This window comes from Frigoribacterium sp. AC512, from assembly GCF_979258295.1.
In genome coordinates, this window is record NZ_OZ409850.1 from 881,156 (window position 1) to 900,888 (window position 19,733).

General features: G+C 70.7%; 17 protein-coding genes and 1 tRNA gene. 15 read left to right on the forward strand and 3 right to left on the reverse strand.

The window, feature by feature from the left end; all coding sequences use genetic code 11:
- The first annotated feature begins 141 nt into the window (after positions 1-141).
- The 14 genes from ACZZ97_RS04020 to serA all read left to right on the forward strand — a co-directional run bounded on the left by ACZZ97_RS04020 (position 142) and on the right by serA (position 16,310).
- On the forward strand, positions 142-3,138 hold the full coding sequence (locus ACZZ97_RS04020; protein ID WP_463473754.1) for a Na+/H+ antiporter subunit A: 2,997 nt from the start codon (positions 142-144) through the stop codon (positions 3,136-3,138).
- Positions 3,135-3,740 (forward strand): Na(+)/H(+) antiporter subunit C, encoded by a 606-nt coding sequence (locus ACZZ97_RS04025; RefSeq protein ID WP_314101182.1) that lies wholly within the window; start codon positions 3,135-3,137, stop codon positions 3,738-3,740. The genes ACZZ97_RS04020 and ACZZ97_RS04025 overlap by 4 nt, the downstream gene beginning before the upstream one ends.
- A complete protein-coding gene (locus ACZZ97_RS04030; protein ID WP_314101184.1) occupies positions 3,737-5,332 on the forward strand; it encodes a Na+/H+ antiporter subunit D in 1,596 nt (531 codons plus the stop codon). The genes ACZZ97_RS04025 and ACZZ97_RS04030 overlap by 4 nt, the downstream gene beginning before the upstream one ends.
- Positions 5,329-5,964 (forward strand): Na+/H+ antiporter subunit E, encoded by a 636-nt coding sequence (locus tag ACZZ97_RS04035; RefSeq protein WP_314101186.1) that lies wholly within the window; start codon positions 5,329-5,331, stop codon positions 5,962-5,964. Before ACZZ97_RS04030 ends, ACZZ97_RS04035 begins: the two co-directional genes overlap by 4 nt.
- Positions 5,961-6,224 carry an MrpF/PhaF family protein gene (locus ACZZ97_RS04040; RefSeq protein WP_123546477.1) on the forward strand — a complete coding sequence of 88 codons (264 nt, stop codon included), beginning with the start codon at positions 5,961-5,963 and terminating at the stop codon, positions 6,222-6,224. Before ACZZ97_RS04035 ends, ACZZ97_RS04040 begins: the two co-directional genes overlap by 4 nt.
- Positions 6,221-6,790, forward strand: coding sequence for a monovalent cation/H(+) antiporter subunit G (gene mnhG / locus ACZZ97_RS04045; RefSeq protein WP_123546476.1), 570 nt, complete (start codon positions 6,221-6,223; stop codon positions 6,788-6,790). The genes ACZZ97_RS04040 and mnhG overlap by 4 nt, the downstream gene beginning before the upstream one ends.
- A gap of 31 nt (positions 6,791-6,821) precedes the next feature.
- Positions 6,822-8,630: a dihydroxy-acid dehydratase gene (gene ilvD, locus ACZZ97_RS04050; RefSeq protein WP_463472343.1), complete on the forward strand. Its 1,809-nt coding sequence runs from the start codon at positions 6,822-6,824 to the stop codon at positions 8,628-8,630.
- Positions 8,631-8,775: 145 nt separating this feature from the next.
- Positions 8,776-10,680 (forward strand): acetolactate synthase large subunit, encoded by a 1,905-nt coding sequence (locus ACZZ97_RS04055; RefSeq protein WP_463472344.1) that lies wholly within the window; start codon positions 8,776-8,778, stop codon positions 10,678-10,680.
- A complete protein-coding gene (ilvN, locus tag ACZZ97_RS04060) occupies positions 10,677-11,186 on the forward strand; it encodes an acetolactate synthase small subunit (RefSeq protein ID WP_123546473.1) in 510 nt (169 codons plus the stop codon). Before ACZZ97_RS04055 ends, ilvN begins: the two co-directional genes overlap by 4 nt.
- 68 nt (positions 11,187-11,254) lie before the next feature.
- Positions 11,255-12,280, forward strand: coding sequence for a ketol-acid reductoisomerase (gene ilvC, locus ACZZ97_RS04065; RefSeq protein ID WP_463472345.1), 1,026 nt, complete (start codon positions 11,255-11,257; stop codon positions 12,278-12,280).
- Positions 12,281-12,518: 238 nt separating this feature from the next.
- Positions 12,519-13,658: a mannitol-1-phosphate 5-dehydrogenase gene (locus ACZZ97_RS04070; protein WP_463472346.1), complete on the forward strand. Its 1,140-nt coding sequence runs from the start codon at positions 12,519-12,521 to the stop codon at positions 13,656-13,658.
- Complete coding sequence (locus tag ACZZ97_RS04075) at positions 13,655-14,146, forward strand: hypothetical protein (RefSeq protein WP_463472347.1); 492 nt, start codon at positions 13,655-13,657, stop codon at positions 14,144-14,146. The genes ACZZ97_RS04070 and ACZZ97_RS04075 overlap by 4 nt, the downstream gene beginning before the upstream one ends.
- A complete protein-coding gene (locus ACZZ97_RS04080; RefSeq protein WP_463472348.1) occupies positions 14,143-14,544 on the forward strand; it encodes a hypothetical protein in 402 nt (133 codons plus the stop codon). The genes ACZZ97_RS04075 and ACZZ97_RS04080 overlap by 4 nt, the downstream gene beginning before the upstream one ends.
- 176 nt (positions 14,545-14,720) lie before the next feature.
- A complete protein-coding gene (serA, locus tag ACZZ97_RS04085) occupies positions 14,721-16,310 on the forward strand; it encodes a phosphoglycerate dehydrogenase (RefSeq protein WP_463472349.1) in 1,590 nt (529 codons plus the stop codon).
- An 89-nt stretch (positions 16,311-16,399) separates the two neighbouring features.
- Here serA and ACZZ97_RS04090 read toward each other — a convergent pair whose 3' ends face one another.
- Positions 16,400-17,035 carry an MBL fold metallo-hydrolase gene (locus tag ACZZ97_RS04090; RefSeq protein ID WP_463472350.1) on the reverse strand — a complete coding sequence of 212 codons (636 nt, stop codon included), beginning with the start codon at positions 17,033-17,035 and terminating at the stop codon, positions 16,400-16,402.
- 155 nt (positions 17,036-17,190) lie between these two features.
- Between ACZZ97_RS04090 and ACZZ97_RS04095 the strand changes: the two genes are divergently transcribed.
- Positions 17,191-17,266 (forward strand) — tRNA-Glu (locus ACZZ97_RS04095).
- A 321-nt stretch (positions 17,267-17,587) separates the two neighbouring features.
- On the opposite strand, the gene ACZZ97_RS04100 is transcribed toward ACZZ97_RS04095, so the two are convergent.
- A complete protein-coding gene (locus ACZZ97_RS04100; protein WP_314101209.1) occupies positions 17,588-18,571 on the reverse strand; it encodes a carbohydrate ABC transporter permease in 984 nt (327 codons plus the stop codon).
- Positions 18,568-19,707: a carbohydrate ABC transporter permease gene (locus ACZZ97_RS04105; protein ID WP_192042008.1), complete on the reverse strand. Its 1,140-nt coding sequence runs from the start codon at positions 19,705-19,707 to the stop codon at positions 18,568-18,570. The genes ACZZ97_RS04100 and ACZZ97_RS04105 overlap by 4 nt, the downstream gene beginning before the upstream one ends.
- Positions 19,708-19,733 lie beyond the last annotated feature (26 nt).

Here is a 19,733-nt window from a genome sequence, read left to right on the forward strand (position 1 = left end):
GACGCATGTGTCCACCGGCGTCGCCGTGGTCGGGCGGTCCTCCCAGGTGACTGCAAGGTAGGCTGACCTCTCCGCCCGACTCCTCGTCGCCGATCAGCCCGAACGACCGACGAACTCGCCAGCCGACGGAGGTGCACCATGATGATCGCTGCTCTCGCGGCCTTCGCGGTCGCCTCGATCGTCGTCGCCGCACTGGGGCGCCGCCTCGGGCCGTCGCTCTTCCTGTGGGCCTCGGCCGTCCCGTTCGCCGCCATGGTGATGACCGCCCTGCAGGGGCCGCAGGTCCTGTCGCAGGGGCAGGTCGTCGAGTCGGTTCCGTGGATCCCGCAGCTCGGCATCACGCTGACCCTCCGCCTCGACGTCCTGTCGTGGGTGCTGGCCCTCGTCGTCACCGGCGTGGGCGGGCTCGTGCTCGTGTACTGCTCTCGCTACTTCAAGCCCGGGGAGAAGAGCCTCGCCCGCTTCGCCGCCGTGCTCGTCGCCTTCGCCGGGGCGATGTACGGGCTCGTCACCAGCGACGACGTCTTCGTGCTCTTCGTCTTCTGGGAGGCCACGAGCGTCTTCTCGTACCTGCTGATCGGTCACTACACGAACAAGCAGGCGAGCCGCGGGGCCGCGCTCCAGGCCCTCATCGTCACGACGGCGGGCGGGCTGGCCATGCTGGTCGGCCTCGTGGTCCTCAGCGTCCAGGGCGGCACCTCCTCGATCGAGGCCCTCGTCGCGTCGCCGCCGAGCGGCACGGCCGTGACCGTCGCGGTGATCCTGGTGCTCGTCGGCGCGCTGTCGAAGTCGGCCCTCGTCCCGTTCCACTTCTGGCTGCCCGCGGCCATGGCCGCCCCCACCCCGGTGAGCGCGTACCTGCACGCCGCGGCCATGGTCAAGGCGGGCATCTACCTCGTCGCCCGCTTCGCTCCCGGCTACCACGACTCGCCCGGCTGGCAAGAGGTCGTCGTCACCGTCGGCGTCGTGACGATGCTCCTCGGCGGCTATCGTGCCCTCCGCCAGCACGACCTGAAGCTCGTCCTCGCCTACGGCACGGTCAGCCAGCTCGGCTTCCTCACGATCATCGCGGGCTACGGCACCCGGGACGCGGGGCTCGCGGCGCTCGCGCTGCTCGTCGCGCACGCGCTGTTCAAGGCGACGCTGTTCCTCGTCGTCGGCATCGTCGACCACCGCACCGGGACGCGTGACCTCCGCAAGCTGAGCGGCCTCGGTCGGCAGGCTCCCGTCCTCGTCGTCATCACCGTGATCGCGCTCGCGTCGATGGCGGGCGTGCCCCCGACGTTCGGCTTCGTGGCGAAGGAGGCGGTGCTCTCCGCCCTGCTCGCCGACGCCGAGCACGGCAGCGCCTGGGGCGTGGTCGCGCTCGTCGGCGTCGTCGTGGGCTCCGTCCTCACCACGGCCTACAGCCTGCGGTTCCTCTGGGGGGCGTTCGCCCGCAAGCGCGACGTCGCCCCGGTCGACTTCGTCCGCGAGCACATCGACTTCCTCGCCGCGCCGGCCGTCCTCGCCGTGCTGAGCCTCGCGCTCGGCTTCGTCGCGGCCCCCGTCGACTCCGTCATGGCGCGCTACGCGGACACCCTGCCGCACGTCGAGGGCGAGCACGGCCCCTACCACCTCGCCCTCTGGCACGGCCTCGAGCCGGCCCTCGGCCTGACCGTCCTCTCGCTCGTCCTCGGCGCCGTCATGTTCTGGCAGCGCGAGCGGGTGTCCGCAGCGCAGAAGGCGGTCTCGTTCCTGCCCCGCGCCTCCGACGGCTACGTCCGGATCATGACCGGCATCGACAAGACGGCGTCGCGCACGACGGCGGCGACCCAGCGCGGCTCGCTGCCGTTCTACCTGGGCACGATCCTCGTCGTCTTCGTCGTGTCGAGCATCGTCACGCTGTCGTCCAACCGCAGCTGGCCCGACGCGGCCGTCATCTGGGACTACCCGGCGCAGCTGGCCGTCGGCGGCCTGATGATCGTCGGCGCCGTGGCCGCGGCGCGGTCGAACAAGCGCTTCCAGGCCGTCGTGCTCGTCGGCGTGACCGGCTACGGCATGGCCGCGCTGTTCGCCCTGCACGGCGCCCCCGACCTCGCGCTCACCCAGGCCCTGATCGAGACGATCACCCTCATCGCCTTCGTGCTCGTGCTCCGGCGCCTGCCGGCCCGCCTCGGCGACCGCAACGGTCGCTCGCACCGCGCGCTGCGCGCCGTCATCGGCGTCTCGGTCGGCTGCGTCATGGCGACCATCGCCGTCGTCGCCCTGGGCGCCCGCAGCGGCGGAACGATCTCGAGCGCGTTCCCCGAGCTCGCCGTCGTCGGGGGCCACGGCAAGAACGTCGTCAACGTCACCCTCGTCGACATCCGCGGCTGGGACACGATGGGCGAGATCAGCGTGCTGATCGCGGCCGCGACCGGCGTCGCGAGCCTCGTGTTCCTCACCTCGCGCACCGACATGCTGCCGCGTCCGGCCCGCCGTACGCGTGCCCAGCGCTTCCTCGCCCGGGTGCGCCCGGCCCTCGAGCCCGCGCCCGTCGTCCCCGGCTCCGAGGCCGGCGGCAGCCAGGCCGACCGGGCCGACGCCTCGTCGAGCACGGCGGTCGGCTCCGAGGTCGAGGGCGACCGACGCGCCTGGCTGCTCGCCGGCCGCAAGCTGGCGCCGCAGAACCGCTCGATCCTGCTCGAGGTCGTCGTCCGGCTGCTCTTCCACGCCATCGTCGTCGTCTCGATCTACCTGCTCTTCGCCGGCCACAACCTGCCGGGCGGCGGCTTCGCCGGCGGCCTGGTCGCGGGCATGGCCTTCGTGGCGCGCTACCTCGCGGGCGGGCGCTTCGAGCTCGGCGCCGCGGCGCCCCTCGACGCCGGCAAGGTGCTGGGCACCGGCTTGCTCGTGATCGTGGCCACCGCCGTCGTGCCCCTCTTCTTCGGCGCCGACGCGCTCACCTCGACCTGGTTCGAGGGCGAGGTGCCGCTGCTCGGCCACGTCGAGTTCGTCACCTCGACGTTCTTCGACATCGGCGTCTACCTCGTCGTCGTCGGCCTCGTGCTCGACGTGCTCCGCAGCCTGGGGGCCGAGGTCGACCGGCAAGAGGAAGAGGACGACCGCGGCGACGCCTCGGTCACGGCGACGACCAAGGCGGAGGGCCCCGCATGAGCGCGTCGTTGATCCTGATCGTCGTGATGGCAGCGCTCTACGCCTGCGGCATCTACCTCATGCTCGAGCGCAGCATGACCCGTGTGCTGCTCGGCTTCCTGCTCGTGGGCAACGCGACGAACATCCTCATCCTCACGATGTCCGGCCGCAGCGGCGAGGCGCCGATCGCCGACGGCCAGGTGCCCGAGTCGAGCTTCGCCGACCCGCTGCCGCAGGCGCTCATCCTCACGGCCATCGTCATCACGTTCGGCGTCTCGGCCTTCCTGCTGGCCCTCATCTACCGCTCCTGGCGGCTCGCGCAGGAGGACGACGTGGCCGACGACCTCGAAGACCTGGAGATCGGCATCCGCGGGGTGCCCGCGGAGGACGAGACGCAGGGCGACGGCGACGACGAGAGCGACGGCGACACGGAGTTCGGCCCGGACGCCGAGGCCGCCGTGCCGAAGTCGTCTTTCGACGACGACGACCCCTGGGACCACGCCCCGAGCGAGACCATCCCGGTGGCCGACCCGGAGCACGCTCCCGACCACGACCCGGCCCACCCCGAACGAGACCGCGACCGCGGCACCTACCGTGACGATCCGAGAGGAGGCCGACCGTGAACCTCGACTTCCTCGTCCCGCTCGTCGTGCTCGTGCCCCTCATCGGTGCGGGCGCCGCGCTGGTCGCGACCCGGCGGCCCCGGCTCCAGGCCGTCCTCACGATCGCCGCGCTGGCGGTCGTCGTGGCCATCAGCGCCGTCCTCCTCGTCGTCGTCGACCGTGACGGCGCGATCGCGGTCCAGGTCGGCGGGTGGGAGGCGCCCTTCGGCATCCTCCTCGTGGTCGACCGCCTCGCGGCGCTGATGCTCACGATCTCGTCGATCGTGCTGCTGGCGGTCTTCGTGTTCTCCGTCGGGCAGGGCTCGGCGGACGGCGACGGCGACGCCCCCGTCTCGATCTACAACCCCACGTACCTCATCCTCGCCGCCGGCGTCTTCGACGCGTTCGCTGCGGGCGACCTCTTCAACCTCTACGTCGGTTTCGAGATGCTGCTGATCGCGAGCTACGTGCTGATCACCCTCGGCGGCACCGAGCAGCGCATCCGGGCGGGCGTCACGTACATCGTGGTGAGCCTGCTGTCGAGCGTGCTGTTCCTGGCGTCGATCGCGATGATCTACGGCGCCCTCGGCACGGTCAACATCGCGGACATCGCGCAGAAGATGGACACCATCCCGCCGGACGTCCAGACGATCATCCACGTGATGCTGCTGACGGCCTTCGGCATCAAGGCGGCGATCTTCCCGCTGTCGTTCTGGCTGCCCGACTCGTACCCGACCGCGCCGGCCCCGGTCACGGCGGTGTTCGCGGGCCTGTTGACGAAGGTCGGCGTGTACGCCATCATCCGGACCGAGACGGTGCTCTTCGTCGAGAGCAACGTCAACGTCTACCTGCTGATCATCTCGTTGCTGACGATGGTGATCGGGATCCTGGGCGCGGTGGCGCAGGCGGACATCAAGCGCCTCCTGTCGTTCACCCTGGTCAGCCACATCGGCTACATGATCTTCGGGATCGCGCTCGGCACCGTCGAGGGCCTCGCCGCGACTATCTACTACGTGGTCCACCACATCACGGTGCAGACCACGCTCTTCCTGGCGGCGGGGCTGATCGAGCGGCGGGGCGGGACGGCCTCGGTGCTCCGGCTCGGCGGGCTGCTGAAGGCGGCGCCCGTGGTGGCGGTGCTCTTCTTCATCCCGGCCCTGAACCTCGGCGGCATCCCGCCGTTCTCGGGCTTCATCGGCAAGGTGGCGCTCTTCGACGCCGGCGCGCGCCTCGACGACCCGCTCGTCTACGTGCTGATCGGTGCCGGCGCGGTGACGTCGCTGCTCACGCTCTACGCCCTGATGCGGGCCTGGAACCTCGCCTTCTGGCGTCCCGGCAGCGACGTCGAGGACCACGAGTCGCCCCTCACCGAGCGTCTCGAGGAGGCGCCCGGCCGCACCGCCGTCCAGGCGAAGCGCGCCAACCCGCGCACCATGATCGGTGCGACCGTCGGCATGGTCGGCGTCTCGCTCGTGCTGACCGTCTTCGCGGGTCCGCTCTACGGGGTCGCCGAGCGCGCGGCGGGCAAGGTCTACGGGTCGAACTCGTACGTGCAGCTCGTCTTCCCCGAGGGCGAGGGCGACACCGCCGACAACGAGGGGAGCGCACCGTGACCGCCCGGCCCTCGGCCCACGAGGTCGGACGCAGCCTGCTCCGTCAGCTGCCCCTCCTCGTCGGCCTCGTCGTCCTCTGGATGTTCCTCTGGAACCAGCTGACCGTGCTCTCGTTCGTCACGGGCGTCCTCGTGGCCTTGCTCGTCACGCGGGTCTTCTTCCTGCCGCCGGTCGAGCTGAGCGGGCGGTTCAACCTCGGCTGGGCGCTCGTGTTCCTCGGCCGCTTCGTCTTCGACCTCGTCGTCGCGTCGGTCGAGGTGGCCTGGACGGCCGTGCGGCCCCGAGGCGTGACGAGCAACGCGATCGTCGCCGTCCAGCTGCACACCCGGTCGGACTTCATCATGACGCTCGTCGCCGAGGCCGTGTCGCTGGTGCCCGGTTCGCTCGTCGTCGAGGCCGACCGCGAGCGGTCGATCCTCTACATGCACGCTCTCGCGGTCGAGGACGCGGACGGAGTGGAGGAGGTGCGGAAGAGGGTGCTCGGCTTCGAGAAGCGCATCGCTCGTGCGCTCGGCAGCGCCGACGACCTCCGCCGCATCGCCGACGGGACGCCCGCCACCGAGGACGCCCCGACCGACCGGTCCGGCGCCGAGCTGCCCGTGAACGAGAAGAACAAGGGGGTCGCCTCGTGACGATCGTCTCCTGGGTCGTCGGCGTGCTCTTCGCGTTCGCCGCGCTCGCCTCGGTGCTCCGCATCGTGCGGGGGCCGTCCATCCTCGACCGCATGATCGCGAGCGACATGCTGCTCACGACCCTCATCTGCGTGCTCGCCGCCGACATGGTGCTCGGGAACCACACCCGCACCCTGCCGGTCATCATCGTGCTCGCCCTGACGGCCGTCTTCGGCTCGATCACCGTGGCGCGCTACGTGTCGAGGCAGGACCCGTCATGAGCGACCAGTTCTACACGATCTCGAGCGCCGTCCTGCTGGTCGCCGGTGCGGCGCTGTCCGCCGCCGCCGGCGTCGGCCTCCTGCGGTTCCCCGACGCCCTCACTCGCATGCACGCGGCCACGAAGCCGCAGATCTTCGGGCTGATCCTGATGCTGTCGGCGATCGCCCTAGACCAGCACAACCTCGGGACCATCGCCTCCCTGGTGGTCGTCCTGGTCTTCCAGATGCTCACGGCGCCGATCTCGGCGCACATGATCGGCCGGGCCGGCTACCGCAACGGCGACCTCCGCCGCGACATGCTCGTCGTCGACGAGCTCGACGAGGCGGTCGCCCGGGCAGGGGAGGAACTCGTGGCCGACGGCCAGTCGCTCTCCGACGTCGACCCGTCGACCCTGCCGGTGGGGTCGGCCGACGCGTTGGCCGTCGAGCTCGACCGGGCCGACGGGCTCGACGACTCCGAGGGCGACGACGACGCCCACGACGACGAGGCCCGGGAGCGCGAGCACGACGCCCCGCTGCACGTCAAGGGCGGGCACCACCACGCCCCCGATCCCGGCCTCGGCTGAGGGCGTCGCCGGCTGGCCCTAAACTCGACCCATGCCCGTGAATGACAGCCAGCCGTCGGACGCAGCCGCCCGAGGCCCCATCGACGCAGCGCCCATCGACGCAGCGCCCATCGACGCAGCGCCCATCGACGCAACGCCCATCGACGCAGCGCCCATCGACATCAAGCCCCGCAGCCGCGTCGTCACCGACGGGGTCGAGGCCACCACCTCGCGCGGCATGCTCCGCGCCGTCGGCATGGGCGACGAGGACTGGGAGAAGCCGCAGATCGGCATCGCCAGCAGCTGGAACGAGATCACCCCCTGCAACCTGTCGCTCGACCGGCTCGCCCAGGGCGCGAAAGAGGGAGTGCACGGCGGCGGCGGCTACCCGCTGCAGTTCGGCACCGTCTCCGTGTCCGACGGCATCTCGATGGGCCACGAGGGCATGCACTTCTCCCTCGTCTCGCGCGAGGTCATCGCCGACAGCGTCGAGGTCGTCATGAACGCAGAGCGCCTCGACGGCTCGGTGCTGCTGGCCGGCTGCGACAAGTCGCTGCCCGGCATGCTCATGGCCGCCGCGCGCCTCGACCTCGCCAGCGTGTTCCTCTACGCGGGCAGCGTCGCCCCCGGCTGGGTCAAGCTCAGCGACGGCACCGAGAAGAACGTCACGATCATCGACTCGTTCGAGGCCGTCGGCGCGCACAAGGCCGGCACCATCAGCGACGACGACCTCAAGGCCATCGAGTGCGCCATCGTGCCCGGCGAGGGCGCCTGCGGCGGGATGTACACCGCCAACACGATGGCGAGCGTCGCCGAGGCGCTCGGCATGAGCCTGCCCGGCTCGGCGTCGCCGCCCTCGGCCGACCGCCGTCGCGACTACTTCGCCCACCGCTCGGGCGAGGCCGTGGTGAACCTGCTGCGCCTCGGCATCACCACCCGCGACATCCTGACGAAGGAGGCGTTCGAGAACGCCATCGCCGTGGCCATGGCCTTCGGCGGGTCGACCAACGTCGTGCTGCACCTGCTGGCGATCGCCTACGAGGCCGAGGTCGACCTCACCATCGACGACTTCAACCGCATCGGCGACACGATCCCGCACATCGGCGACCTCAAGCCCTTCGGCAAGTACGTGATGAACGACGTCGACCGCATGGGCGGCGTCCCCGTGGTCATGAAGGCCCTGCTCGACGCGGGCCTGCTGCACGGCGACTGCCTCACCGTCACCGGCAAGACCGTGCGCGAGAACCTCGAGGCGATCAAGCCGAAGCCGCTCGACGGCGAGGTGCTGCGCACCCTCGAGAACCCGATCCACGCGACCGGCGGGCTCACGGTGCTCAGCGGGTCGTTCGCCCCCGAGGGCGCCGTCGTCAAGACCGCGGGCTTCGACGCCTCCGTCTTCGAGGGCCCGGCCAAGGTCTTCGAGCGCGAGCGCGGCGCGATGGACGCCCTGACCGCCGGTCGGATCGAGGCGGGCGACGTCGTCGTCATCCGCTACGAGGGCCCGAAGGGCGGCCCGGGGATGCGCGAGATGCTCGCCATCACGGCGGCCATCAAGGGCGCTGGGCTCGGCAAGGATGTACTACTCTTGACGGACGGACGATTCTCGGGCGGCACAACCGGCCTCTGCATCGGCCACATAGCACCCGAAGCGGTGGACTCCGGTCCCATCGCCTTCGTGCGTGATGGCGACCTCATCCGTGTCGACATCGCCGCTCGCTCGATCGACCTACTCGTCGACGCCGCTGAGCTCGAGGCCCGCCGAGAAGGCTGGGCCCCCCTCCCTCCGCGCTACACCCGCGGTGTCCTCGCCAAGTACGCACGCCAGGTCCGGTCCGCGGCCGAGGGCGCAGTCACGTACTGATCTCGTCCCGACCGGCTCGGCGCGGCACCGCCGCCCGAGCCGGCGCCGGACGGGGCGCCCGGCTCGCCGCTCCGCACAGCGCACCGCCGTCGACCGGCACCGTCGTCACCGCTCCACCACCACCACGAAGAGGGAATCGGCACTGATGCCCAACGACACGACACCTCAGCCCGGCGCCCCCGCGCGCCCCGGCGCCCGGCCGGCCCCCGCCGCCGGCCCCACGAGCTCCGCGACGACCACGCAGCCGGTCGTCCTCACGGGCTCCGGTGCGATCCTCAAGTCGCTCGAGCACCTCGGGGTCACCGACGTCTTCGGCCTCCCCGGCGGCGCGATCATCCCCTTCTACGACGAGCTGATGGCGTCGACCGCCATCCGCCACATCCTCGTGCGCCACGAACAGGGCGCCGGCCACGCGGCCGAGGGCTACGCCGCGGCCTCGGGACGGGTCGGCGTCGCGATCGCCACCTCCGGTCCGGGGGCCACCAACCTCGTCACCGCCATCGCGGACGCCTACATGGACAGCATGCCGCTGCTCGCGATCACGGGACAGGTCTTCTCGACCCTGATGGGCACCGACGCGTTCCAGGAGGCCGACATCGTCGGCATCACGATGCCGATCACCAAGCACTCGTTCCTCGTGACGAAGCCCGAGGACATCCCCGCGACGCTCGCGGCCGCCTACCAGATCGCGAGCACCGGCCGGCCCGGCCCCGTGCTCGTCGACATCACCAAGGACGCCCAGCAGAACTCGGCGCCCTTCGTCTGGCCGCCCGTCGTCGACCTACCCGGCTACCGGCCGGTCACGAAGGCGCACGGCAAGCAGATCGCCGCGGCGGCCCAGATGATCGCCGAGGCCGAGCAGCCCGTGTTCTACGTCGGCGGCGGGGTGATCCGCGCCGGGGCGTCGGCCGAGCTCAAGACGCTGGTCGAGCTGACCGGCGCCCCCGTCGTCACGACGCTGATGGCTCGCGGCGCGTTCCCCGACACCCACGCGCAGCACCTGGGCATGCCGGGAATGCACGGCACCGTCCCGGCCGTCCTCGGCCTGCAGGAGAGCGACCTCATCATCGCGCTCGGCGCCCGCTTCGACGACCGCGTCACCGGCAAGGCCGACCTCTTCGCCCCCGGCGCCAAGGTGGTCCACGTCGACATCGACCCGGCCGAGATCTCGAAGATCCGCTTCGCCGACGTGCCCATCGTGGGCGACGCGAAGGTCGTCATCCCCGACCTCGCTGCGGCGTTCGCCGAGATCCCCGCCGCCGACCGCGCCGACACCTCGGCCTGGTGGCAGAAGCTCGAGGGGCTGCGCGAGCAGTTCCCGCTCGGCTACACCCAGCCCGACGACGGCCTCCTCTCGCCGCAGGCCGTGATCCAGCGGATCGGGCAGCTGTCCGGTCCCGAGGCGATCTACGCCTCCGGAGTGGGCCAGCACCAGATGTGGGCCGCGCAGTTCATCGAGTACGAGCGTCCCCACGCCTGGCTGAACTCGGGAGGCGCAGGCACGATGGGCTACTCGGTGCCGGCCGCGATGGGCGCCAAGGTGGCCCAGCCGGACCGCGTCGTGTGGGCCATCGACGGCGACGGCTGCTTCCAGATGACGAACCAGGAACTCGCCACCTGCGTCATCAACGACATCCCGATCAAGGTCGCGATCATCAACAACTCGTCGCTCGGCATGGTGCGCCAGTGGCAGACCCTGTTCTACGAGGGACGCCATTCGTTCACCGACCTGAACACGGGCCACGAGACGCGGATGGTGCCCGACTTCGTCAAGCTCGCCGACGCCTACGGGGCTCTCGGCATCCGCGTCACGCGCGAGGACGAGATCGACGCCGCGATCCAGCTCGCGCTCGAGACGAACGACCGCCCGGTGGTGATCGACTTCGTCGTCAGCCGCGACGCGATGGTCTGGCCGATGGTGCCCCAGGGCGTCTCCAACTCCGAGATCCAGCACGCCCGGGCCCTCGCCCCGGAGTGGGACGACGAGGCCCCCGGCAGCAGCGCCTCCGACACGACCCGTGACGGCGACATGACAGGAGAGCACGCATGAGCCACGTCCTGAGCCTCCTCGTCGAGGACAAGCCCGGTCTGCTGACCCGAGTCGCGGGGCTCTTCGCCCGCCGCGGGTTCAACATCGAGAGCCTCGCGGTCGGCAAGAGCGAGGTCGAGGGCCTCAGCCGCATCACCGTCGTCGTCGACGTCGAGGAACTGCCGCTCGAGCAGGTGACGAAGCAGCTCAACAAGCTGATCAACGTCATCAAGATCGTCGAGCTCGACTACTCGCAGTCGGTGCAGCGCGAGCACATGCTGATCAAGGTGCGGGTCGACGCCACCACCCGGTCGCAGGTGCTCGAGGCCGTCACGCTCTTCCGTGCGTCCGTGGTCGACGTCTCGACCGACTCGCTCGTGATCGAGGTCACCGGCGACACCGGCAAGACCACGGCGTTGCTGCGCGTGCTCGAGCCCTACGGCATCCGCGAGATCTCGCAGTCCGGCCTGCTGGCCATCGGCCGCGGCTCGAAGGCGATCACCGACAGGGTCCCCAAGGCCCAGTGACCGGCGCGGGCTCGTACCCGCCGCCTCCCTGCTCCACCCCACCGCCCCACACAAGGAGAACCACCACCGTGACTGAGATCGTGTACGACACCGACGCAGACCTGTCGATCATCCAGGGCAAGAAGGTCGCCGTCATCGGCTACGGCTCCCAGGGCCACGCCCACGCGCTCAACCTGCGCGACTCGGGCGTCGAGGTCGTCATCGGCCTCAAGGAGGGCTCGAAGAGCCGCGCCAAGGCCGAGGAGGCCGGCTTCACGGTCCACACCCCCGCCGAGGCCTCGGCCTGGGGCGACGTGATCGTCGTCCTCGCGCCCGACCAGGTGCAGCGCCACGTCTACGCGGACGACATCGCCCCGAACCTCACCGAGGGCAAGGCGCTCGTCTTCGGCCACGGCTTCAACATCCGCTTCGGCTACATCGAGGCCCCCGACGACGTGGACGTGCTGCTCGTCGCGCCCAAGGGCCCCGGCCACACCGTCCGCCGCGAGTTCGAGGCCGGCCGCGGCGTCCCCGTCATCGTCGCGGTCGAGAACGACGCCTCCGGCTCGGCCTGGGACCTCGCCTGGTCGTACTCCAAGGGCATCGGCGGCCTCCGTGCCGGCGGCATCAAGACGACCTTCACCGAAGAGACCGAGACCGACCTCTTCGGCGAGCAGGCCGTGCTCTGCGGCGGCACCTCGCAGCTGATCCAGTACGGCTTCGAGACCCTCACCGAGGCCGGCTACCAGCCGCAGATCGCCTACTTCGAGGTGCTGCACGAGCTCAAGCTGATCGTGGACCTCATCTGGGAGGGCGGCCTCGCCAAGCAGCGCTGGAGCGTCTCCGACACCGCCGAGTACGGCGACTACGTCTCGGGCCCCCGCGTCATCACGCCCGACGTGAAGGAGAACATGAAGGCCGTCCTGGCCGACATCCAGTCGGGCGCCTTCGCCAAGCGCTTCATCGACGACCAGGACGCCGGCGCGCCCGAGTTCGCCGAGCTGCGCAAGAAGGGCGAGGAGCACCCCATCGAGGCCACCGGCCAGGAGCTCCGCGCACTCTTCGCCTGGAAGCAGACCGACACGGACTACGTGGACGGCAGCGCTGCGCGCTGACGCCCACGTAGTCCAGGCGACCTGGCCTTGTTGGTCGGCTTCGCCGACGGGCGACGGCAGCGCTGCGCGCTGACGTCGACGCAGTCCGGGGCGACCCGGCCACGTTGGTCGGCTCCGCCGACGGGCGACGGCAGCGCTGCGCGCTGACCCCCTCTCCACCCGCAGGGGCCCCTCTCCACCCGGAGCGGGGCCCCTCGGCCGTCCGGGGCTCACGGGCTGTCGTGGCATGATCTAGGGCATGGCAGCGAGCAAGAAGGCAGTGCACTTCGGTGCGGGGAACATCGGTCGGGGCTTCGTGGCGCAGTTCCTGCACGCGAGCGGCTACGAGGTCGTGTTCGCCGACGTCAACGACGAGCTGATCGGCCTGCTGCAGCAGCAGCCGTCGTTCGAGGTGCACGAAGTCGGCGAAGAGAGCCGCACCACCGTGGTCGACGGCTACCGGGCGATCAACAGCCGCACCGACGAGGAGGCGCTGGTCGCCGAGATCGCGACCGCCGACGTCGTCACCACCGCCGTGGGCGCCCGCATCCTCCCGTTCGTCGCTCCGGTGATCGCGCGCGGGCTCGCCGCCCGTGACGCCTCCCTCGCGCCGCTCGCCGTGATCGCGTGCGAGAACGCGATCAACGCCACCGACTCCCTGGCCGAGGCCGTCCGCCAGGCCGACCCGGCCGAGAACGCCGTCTTCGCCAACTGCGCGATCGACCGCATCGTCCCCGAGCAGGCCGGCGGCTCGCTCGACGTGACCATCGAGTCGTTCTTCGAGTGGGTCGTCGAGAGCGCGCCCTTCGGCGCCGATCGTCCCGAGATCGCCGGCGTGACCTGGGTCGACGACCTGGCGCCGTTCATCGAGCGCAAGCTCTTCACGGTCAACACCGCCCACGCGGCCGCCGCCTACCACGGCTTCTCGCGCGGCCTCGAGAGCATCCGCGAGGCACTGGCCGACGAGGCCGTGCTGGCCGAGGTCCGCGGCGCGCTCCGCGAGACCACCGAGCTGCTCGTCGCCAAGCACGACCTCGATCTCGACGAGCAGCAGGCCTACGTCGAGAAGAACCTGGTGCGCATCTCGAACCCGCACCTGCCCGACACGACCGAGCGGGTCGGCCGCGGTCCGCTGCGGAAGCTCAGCCGCCACGAGCGCTTCGTCGGCCCGGCCACGCAGCTCGCCGAGCGCGGGCTCGGCCACGACGCGCTGGTCCGTGCGGTCCGTGCGGCGCTCGACTTCGACGTGCCGGACGACTCCGAGAGCGTCGAGCTGCAGGCGCTGCTCGCGTCGGGCCTCCCCGACGAGGAGCTGACGGTCACGTTGACGGGCGTCGAGCAGGGCCACCCGCTGTTCTCGGCCCTGCTGGAGGCGGTCTCGTCGAAGACGGCGGCATGACCGACCCGTCCCCGGCACGCCCCGAGCCAGACGACATCGACGAGCACGACGACATCGACGAGCACGACGAGATCGACGATCACGACGACGCCCTCAGCTGGGGCGACGAGCGCGACGCCAGCCACGTCGAGGGCCCCGTGCCCGTCTCGCAGGCCGATCCCGAGGCCGACGACGAGCTCCCCGGGGGCATGAGCAGCGCCTCCTTGGTGGGCCACGGGGTCTTCGGCGGAGTCGCCTTGTTGTCCTGCGTCGGCTGGATCGTGTCGAGGGACCAGTTCCTCCTCTCGTTCGGCGGCACCCCGGTCGACCGCGTGCAGACGGCGCTGTGGCTGCTCGGCGTCGCGCTGGCGATCGTCGCGCCCGCGGTGTGGTTCATGACCACGATCCTGCTCGTGCCGCAGTCGCGGTCGTCGCGCCGCCTCCTCGTGTTCGCCGTCGGGGCGGTCGCCCTGGCGCCGTGGCCGCTGGTGATCGGAGGAGGCGCGTGACCGCCCGCGAGACCGGCCCGGCCACGCAGCCGGCCGGCCCCGCCGCCGCCTCACGCCGTCGTGGCCCCCGCATCGGCGTCGTCGTGGTCGCCGCCCTGGCCGCCTTGTTCTTCGCCTACGACCTGTACGAGGCGATCACCAACCTCGTGCTCGTGCCGCAGGACGTCCGCTACCAGAACAACGAGTTCTTCGACGAGGTCGGGGTCGACGGCCTCGCCGCCTCCCCGCCCTGGGCCGCGCTCGTCGCCAACGTGCTGCTGCCGGTCGTCGCGTGGGTCGGCGCCCTCGTCGTGGCGCGCCGACGGCCGCTCTGGCAGGTCGTGCTCGCCTTCGTCGCGGCGCTCGCCCTCGTCGGCTCGGTGTCGCTCACGATCACCGCGTACGTGCTCAGCATCTGAGCTGACCGGCCCCGGGTCGGCGCTGCGGCCGTGCCCGATGCCGCGGGCGTGGCCCGGCCGTGCGCCGGCGTCATGTGCGCGTCATGCGCCGCCCGAGTCGATAGAGTGCACAGCAGCCGCGCCCACGGCGCGTCGCGGCGTTCACCCCAGACCCCTCTCGTTAGGACATCGTCTCCGTGGCCAAGCCCGTCGTGCTGATCGCAGAAGAACTCTCACCCGCCACCGTCGAGGCTCTCGGCCCCGACTTCGACGTCCGGTCGGTGGACGGCACCGACCGGGCGGCCCTGCTCTCCGCCCTCGCGGGGGCCGATGCCGTCCTCGTCCGCTCCGCGACGCAGCTCGACGCCGAGGCCATCGCGGCGGCTCCCGGCCTCAAGGTGATCGCCCGAGCGGGCGTCGGGCTCGACAACGTCGACATCAAGGCGGCCACGACGGCCGGCGTCATGGTGGTCAACGCGCCCACCTCGAACATCATCTCCGCGGCCGAGCTCACGGTCGGGCACATCCTCAGCCTCGCGCGGCACATCCCCGCGGCGCACTCCGCCCTCGCGCAGGGCCAGTGGAAGCGCTCGAAGTACACGGGCGTCGAGCTGTTCGAGAAGACGGTGGGCATCGTCGGCCTCGGGCGCATCGGCGCGCTCATCACGGCCCGCCTGCAGGCCTTCGGCGTCAACGTGGTCGCCTACGACCCCTACGTCACCCCGGCCCGTGCCCAGCAGCTCGGCGTCACGCTGCTCTCGCTCGACGAGCTGCTCGCCACCGCCGACTTCGTCACCATCCACATGCCGAAGACGGCGGAGACGACCGGCATGATCGGCCTCGAGCAGATGAAGGCGATGAAGCCGACGGCGTTCGTCGTCAACGTGGCCCGTGGCGGCCTGATCGACGAGGACGACCTCTACACGGCGCTGACCACGGGCGAGATCGCGGGTGCGGGCCTCGACGTCTTCGTGTCGGAGCCCCCGGTCGACCAGAAGCTGCTCGGCCTCGAGAACGTCGTGGTCACCCCGCACCTCGGCGCCTCGACCGACGAGGCCCAGGAGAAGGCCGGCGTCTCGGTCGCTCGGTCGGTGCGCCTCGCCCTCGGCGGCGAGCTGGTGCCCGACGCCGTCAACGTCGCCGGCGGGGTCATCGACCCCTACGTGCGCCCCGGGATCCCGCTGCTCGAGAAGATCGGTCAGGTCTTCGCCGCCCTCGCCGACTCGCCCCTCACCAGCGTCGACGTCGAGGTCCGAGGCGATCTCGTCGAGTACGACGTGAGCGTCCTCAAGCTCGCCGCGTTGAAGGGCATCTTCACGAACATCGTCAGCGAGTCGGTCAGCTACGTGAACGCGCCGCTGCTCGCGGAGCAGCGCGGCATCACCGTGCGCCTGCTCACCGACCCCACGAGCGAGGAGTACCGCAACGTCCTCACCGTCCGCGGCTCGCTGGCCGACGGCGGCCAGATCTCGGTCTCGGGCACCCTGACGGGCACGAAGCAGGTCGAGAAGATCGTCGAGATCAACGGCTACGACGTCGAGGTCCCGATCGCGGCCCATCACCTCGTCATGGTCTACGGCGACCGCCCGGGCATCGTCGCCGTCTACGGCAAGGAGTTCGGCGACGCCGGCATCAACATCGCCGGCATGCAGATCGCCCGCCGCAGCGCCGGGGGCCAGGCCCTCAGCGTGCTCACGATCGACAGCCCCGCGCCCGACGACCTGCTCGAGAAGCTGCGCACGGCGATCGACGCCGAGCTGCTGCGCGAGATCGACGTCACGCTGTAGCCGACAGGCTGCACCACAGCACGACGCCCCGGTGCCGGTCTCGCGACCGGCGCCGGGGCGTCGTGCTGTGCGTGGGGGAGCGGCCGCGCCTAGAGCTCGATCGACTCGTGGGCCGCGAGCTGCACCGCGTCGCCGCCGACCGACTGCGCGCTCGCCTTCATGCGGTCGAAGTGCATCGCCAGGCCGGGGCCGGAGAGGGTCTGCTCATGGGTCGGGAAGGCCAGCTTGGGCTTCACGGCCGCCACGTAGTCGATCACCTCGGCCACCTTGAGCCACGGCGCCCCCACGGGCGTCGCCAGGGTCTCGACGGGCACGTCCGGCACGGTGAACTGGTCGCCCGGGTAGAACAGCGAGCCGTCGACCAGGACGCCTACGTTGTCGATCACGGGGATGCTCTCGTGGATCACCGCGTGCCGCGTCCCGTGGAACGAGAGGGTGAAGGGACCGGCCTCGACCGTGTCGCCGTCGGTGACGACGTGGACGTCGAACCCGTCCGCCGCGTCCGCGACGCCCTGCGGTCCGTACAGGACTGCGTCGGGGTTCGTCTCGCGGAGGTGCGCGAGCTGGTCGGGCGTCCAGTGGTCGGCGTGCTCGTGGGTCACGACGACGGCGTCGACGTCGTGCAGGTCGACCAGGGGAGCGGTGAACGAGCCGGGGTCGACGACGAGCTTGCGCCCGTCCTTCTCGACGACGAGGCAGGCGTGTTCGAGTTTCGTGAGGCGCATGAGGCCGACTGTACGCCCGCCGCAGGCCGCGGCGACCCCCTGTCGGTGACCGGGACCCCGCCTCCTGAGCGCCCGCAGACCGCCCGCGACACGCGGGGCGGCCTCGATTTGTGACCGGCTCGACAGCTGTGGCATACTCGACGAGTTGCAAATACGGCCCCATCGTATAGCGGCCTAGTACGTCGCCCTCTCACGGCGGTAACACGGGTTCGAATCCCGTTGGGGTCACCACCACGAACCGCCCGGCACTCAGCCGGGCGGTTTCGTCGTTCCTGGGCCGAATCCGCCAGCCCACGAGCCGACCTGGCCCTCGCCTCCGGATGGCCCCTGTGGCGAGTGGTCAGTTGCTGTCCTCCGGGCGCCGCAGCGGGACCGCACGTGACCAGTCGGCGCGGCGTGGCGTGGCCGGTCCGGGGCTGACGGGGCAGGCGGGGCTGACGGAGCAGGCGGGGCAGGGCGAGGGCAGCTCGAACGCGAACGGCCCCGGCGACGTCGGGGTGACGTCGCCGGGGCCGTCCCGCCGAGAGGCAGATCGAGCACCGCCAGGGCGATCTAGCCCTTCGTGGCGCCGGCCAGCAGACCGCGGACGAAGAACCGCTGCAGGGCGAAGAACACGATCAGCGGCACGATGATCGAGATGAACGCCCCGGCCGTGAGCAGCTCCCACGACTGGCCGTACGAGCCCGACAGGTCCTGCAGCGCCTTCGTGATGGGCAACCCCTGCCCCGAGGTGAACACCGTCGCCACGAGCAGGTCGTTCCACACCCACAAGAACTGGAAGATGCCGAAGGAGGCGATGGCCGGCATCGACAGCGGCAGCACGATGCGGAAGAAGACCTGGCCGTGTCCGGCGCCGTCCATGCGGGCCGCCTCGATCACCTCCGCCGGGATCTCGGAGATGAAGTTGTGCAGCATGAAGATCGCCAGGGGGAGCGCGAAGATCGTGTGCGCGATCCACACCTTGGCGAAGGAGCCGTCGAGCCCGTTCACCCCGAGGCCCGGGAGGATGTACAGGCCCCCGACCCGCAGACCGTCGGAGAAGAGCCGGAGCAGCGGCACGAGGGCCATCTGGATCGGCACGATCTGCAGCGCGAAGACGAGCACGAACATCGTGTTGCGGCCCTTGAAGTCGATCCACGCGAACGCGTACGCCGCGAGGCTGGCGATCGTGATCGGGATGAGCGCCGCGGGCAGCGTGATGACGAGGGAGTTGAAGAAGGCCTTGCCGAGCGTCAGGCTGTCGCCCGAGTTGAACGCGTTGACGTAGTTGTCGAGCGTGAACCCGGGATTGGCGAAGACGGTCCACCAGCCGGTCGTCTTGATGTCGTTCGCCGGTCGGAAGGACGAGATGAACAGACCGGCCGTCGGCAGCGTCCAGATGGCGGCGATGACGAGCGCGGCGATCGTGGCGCCGCGGCTGGTCGTGCCCTTCTTCAGCTTGCCGCTCGAGCTCTCGACGGCGGCGAGGCCGCGCTTGAGCTGACGCTCGGTGCCCGAGCCGACGGCGACCCCGACGGGGGTGGGGGTGGCGGTCATCGGATCTCCCTCTGCTTCTGGATCTGGCGGGCGTTGTAGACGACGATCGGCAGGACGAGCACGAACAGGATCACGGCCAGCGCCGAGCTGTAGCCGGTGCGGCTGCCGAGCTGGAACTGGCGGACCATCTCGAAGGCGAGGATGGTCGTGTCGTTGCGGCCGCCGGTCATCGCCGAGACGATGTCGTAGACCTTCAGCGACGCGATCGAGATCGTGGTGAGCACGACGATGATGGTCGTGCGGATGCCCGGCACGGTGATGTGGCGGAAGGCCTGGAATCCGTTGGTCCCGTCGAGCGAGGCCGCCTCGAGCTGCTCGGCGGGGACGCCCTTGATGGCGGCGGAGAGCACCGTCATCGCGAAGCCGGCCTGGGTCCAGATCAGCACGATCACGAGCAGCAGGGTGTTCCACGGCTCGAGGCCGAGCCAGTCGACGGGCTGGCCGCCGAAGCCGACGAGGATGCCGTTGAGCAGGCCGATCTGGTCGCCCTGGCGGATGTCGTAGAAGAACTTGAAGATGATCGACGCGCCCACGAACGAGATGGCCATCGGCATGAAGACGAGCAGCTTGAGGAACTTCTCGCCGCGGCTCTTGTCGATGAAGACCGCGTAGGCGAGGCCGATGGCGGTCGCGGTGATCGGGGCGAGCAGCACCCAGATCAGCGTGTTCCCGAAGGCGGTGAGGCCGTCGGGGCTCGTGAAGACCCAGACGAAGTTGTCGAGGCCCGCGAAGCCCGAGCCGTCGTTCTTCATGAAGGCCTGGCCCGCGGTGGTGATGGTGGGGTAGATCAGGCCGATCAGCAGGAAGAACACCGCCGGGGTCATGAAGGCGATGAGCTGCAGCGAGTAGCCGGCGCCGCGCTTCGAGCGGTAGTCGAGCAGGAACAGCCCGCCGCCGAGGACGGCCGCGATCGCCGCGACCCAGATGACCGACTGGTAGAGGCCGAAGGCGAGCAGCACCACGACGGGGACGACGACGCAGACGGCGAGGCGGAGGATCGTGTACTGCCGGCCGCGGCGGGGCGCGAACTCGACGAAGACGAGCACCACGCCGACCAGCGCAGCGAAGGCGAGCAGGATCAGGGGGATCTGGGCCAGGGGCGGGATGCCCGCCAACCACTGGAAGAAACTGGACATCGCTGTCCCTTTCACGTTCGGGTACG

Bases quoted from the DNA above. Each gene is read 5' to 3' on its own strand.
- ACZZ97_RS04020 (WP_463473754.1), top strand. From the start codon at position 142: ATGATCGCTGCTCTCGCGGCCTTCGCGGTCGCCTCGATCGTCGTCGCC.
- ACZZ97_RS04025 (WP_314101182.1), top strand. From the start codon at position 3,135: ATGAGCGCGTCGTTGATCCTGATCGTCGTGATGGCAGCGCTCTACGCC.
- mnhG (WP_123546476.1), top strand. From the start codon at position 6,221: ATGAGCGACCAGTTCTACACGATCTCGAGCGCCGTCCTGCTGGTCGCC.
- ilvD (WP_463472343.1), top strand. From the start codon at position 6,822: ATGCCCGTGAATGACAGCCAGCCGTCGGACGCAGCCGCCCGAGGCCCC.
- ACZZ97_RS04055 (WP_463472344.1), top strand. From the start codon at position 8,776: ATGCCCAACGACACGACACCTCAGCCCGGCGCCCCCGCGCGCCCCGGC.
- ilvN (WP_123546473.1), top strand. From the start codon at position 10,677: ATGAGCCACGTCCTGAGCCTCCTCGTCGAGGACAAGCCCGGTCTGCTG.
- ACZZ97_RS04070 (WP_463472346.1), top strand. From the start codon at position 12,519: ATGGCAGCGAGCAAGAAGGCAGTGCACTTCGGTGCGGGGAACATCGGT.
- ACZZ97_RS04075 (WP_463472347.1), top strand. From the start codon at position 13,655: ATGACCGACCCGTCCCCGGCACGCCCCGAGCCAGACGACATCGACGAG.
- ACZZ97_RS04090 (WP_463472350.1), bottom strand. From the start codon at position 17,035: ATGCGCCTCACGAAACTCGAACACGCCTGCCTCGTCGTCGAGAAGGAC.
- ACZZ97_RS04100 (WP_314101209.1), bottom strand. From the start codon at position 18,571: ATGACCGCCACCCCCACCCCCGTCGGGGTCGCCGTCGGCTCGGGCACC.
- ACZZ97_RS04105 (WP_192042008.1), bottom strand. From the start codon at position 19,707: ATGTCCAGTTTCTTCCAGTGGTTGGCGGGCATCCCGCCCCTGGCCCAG.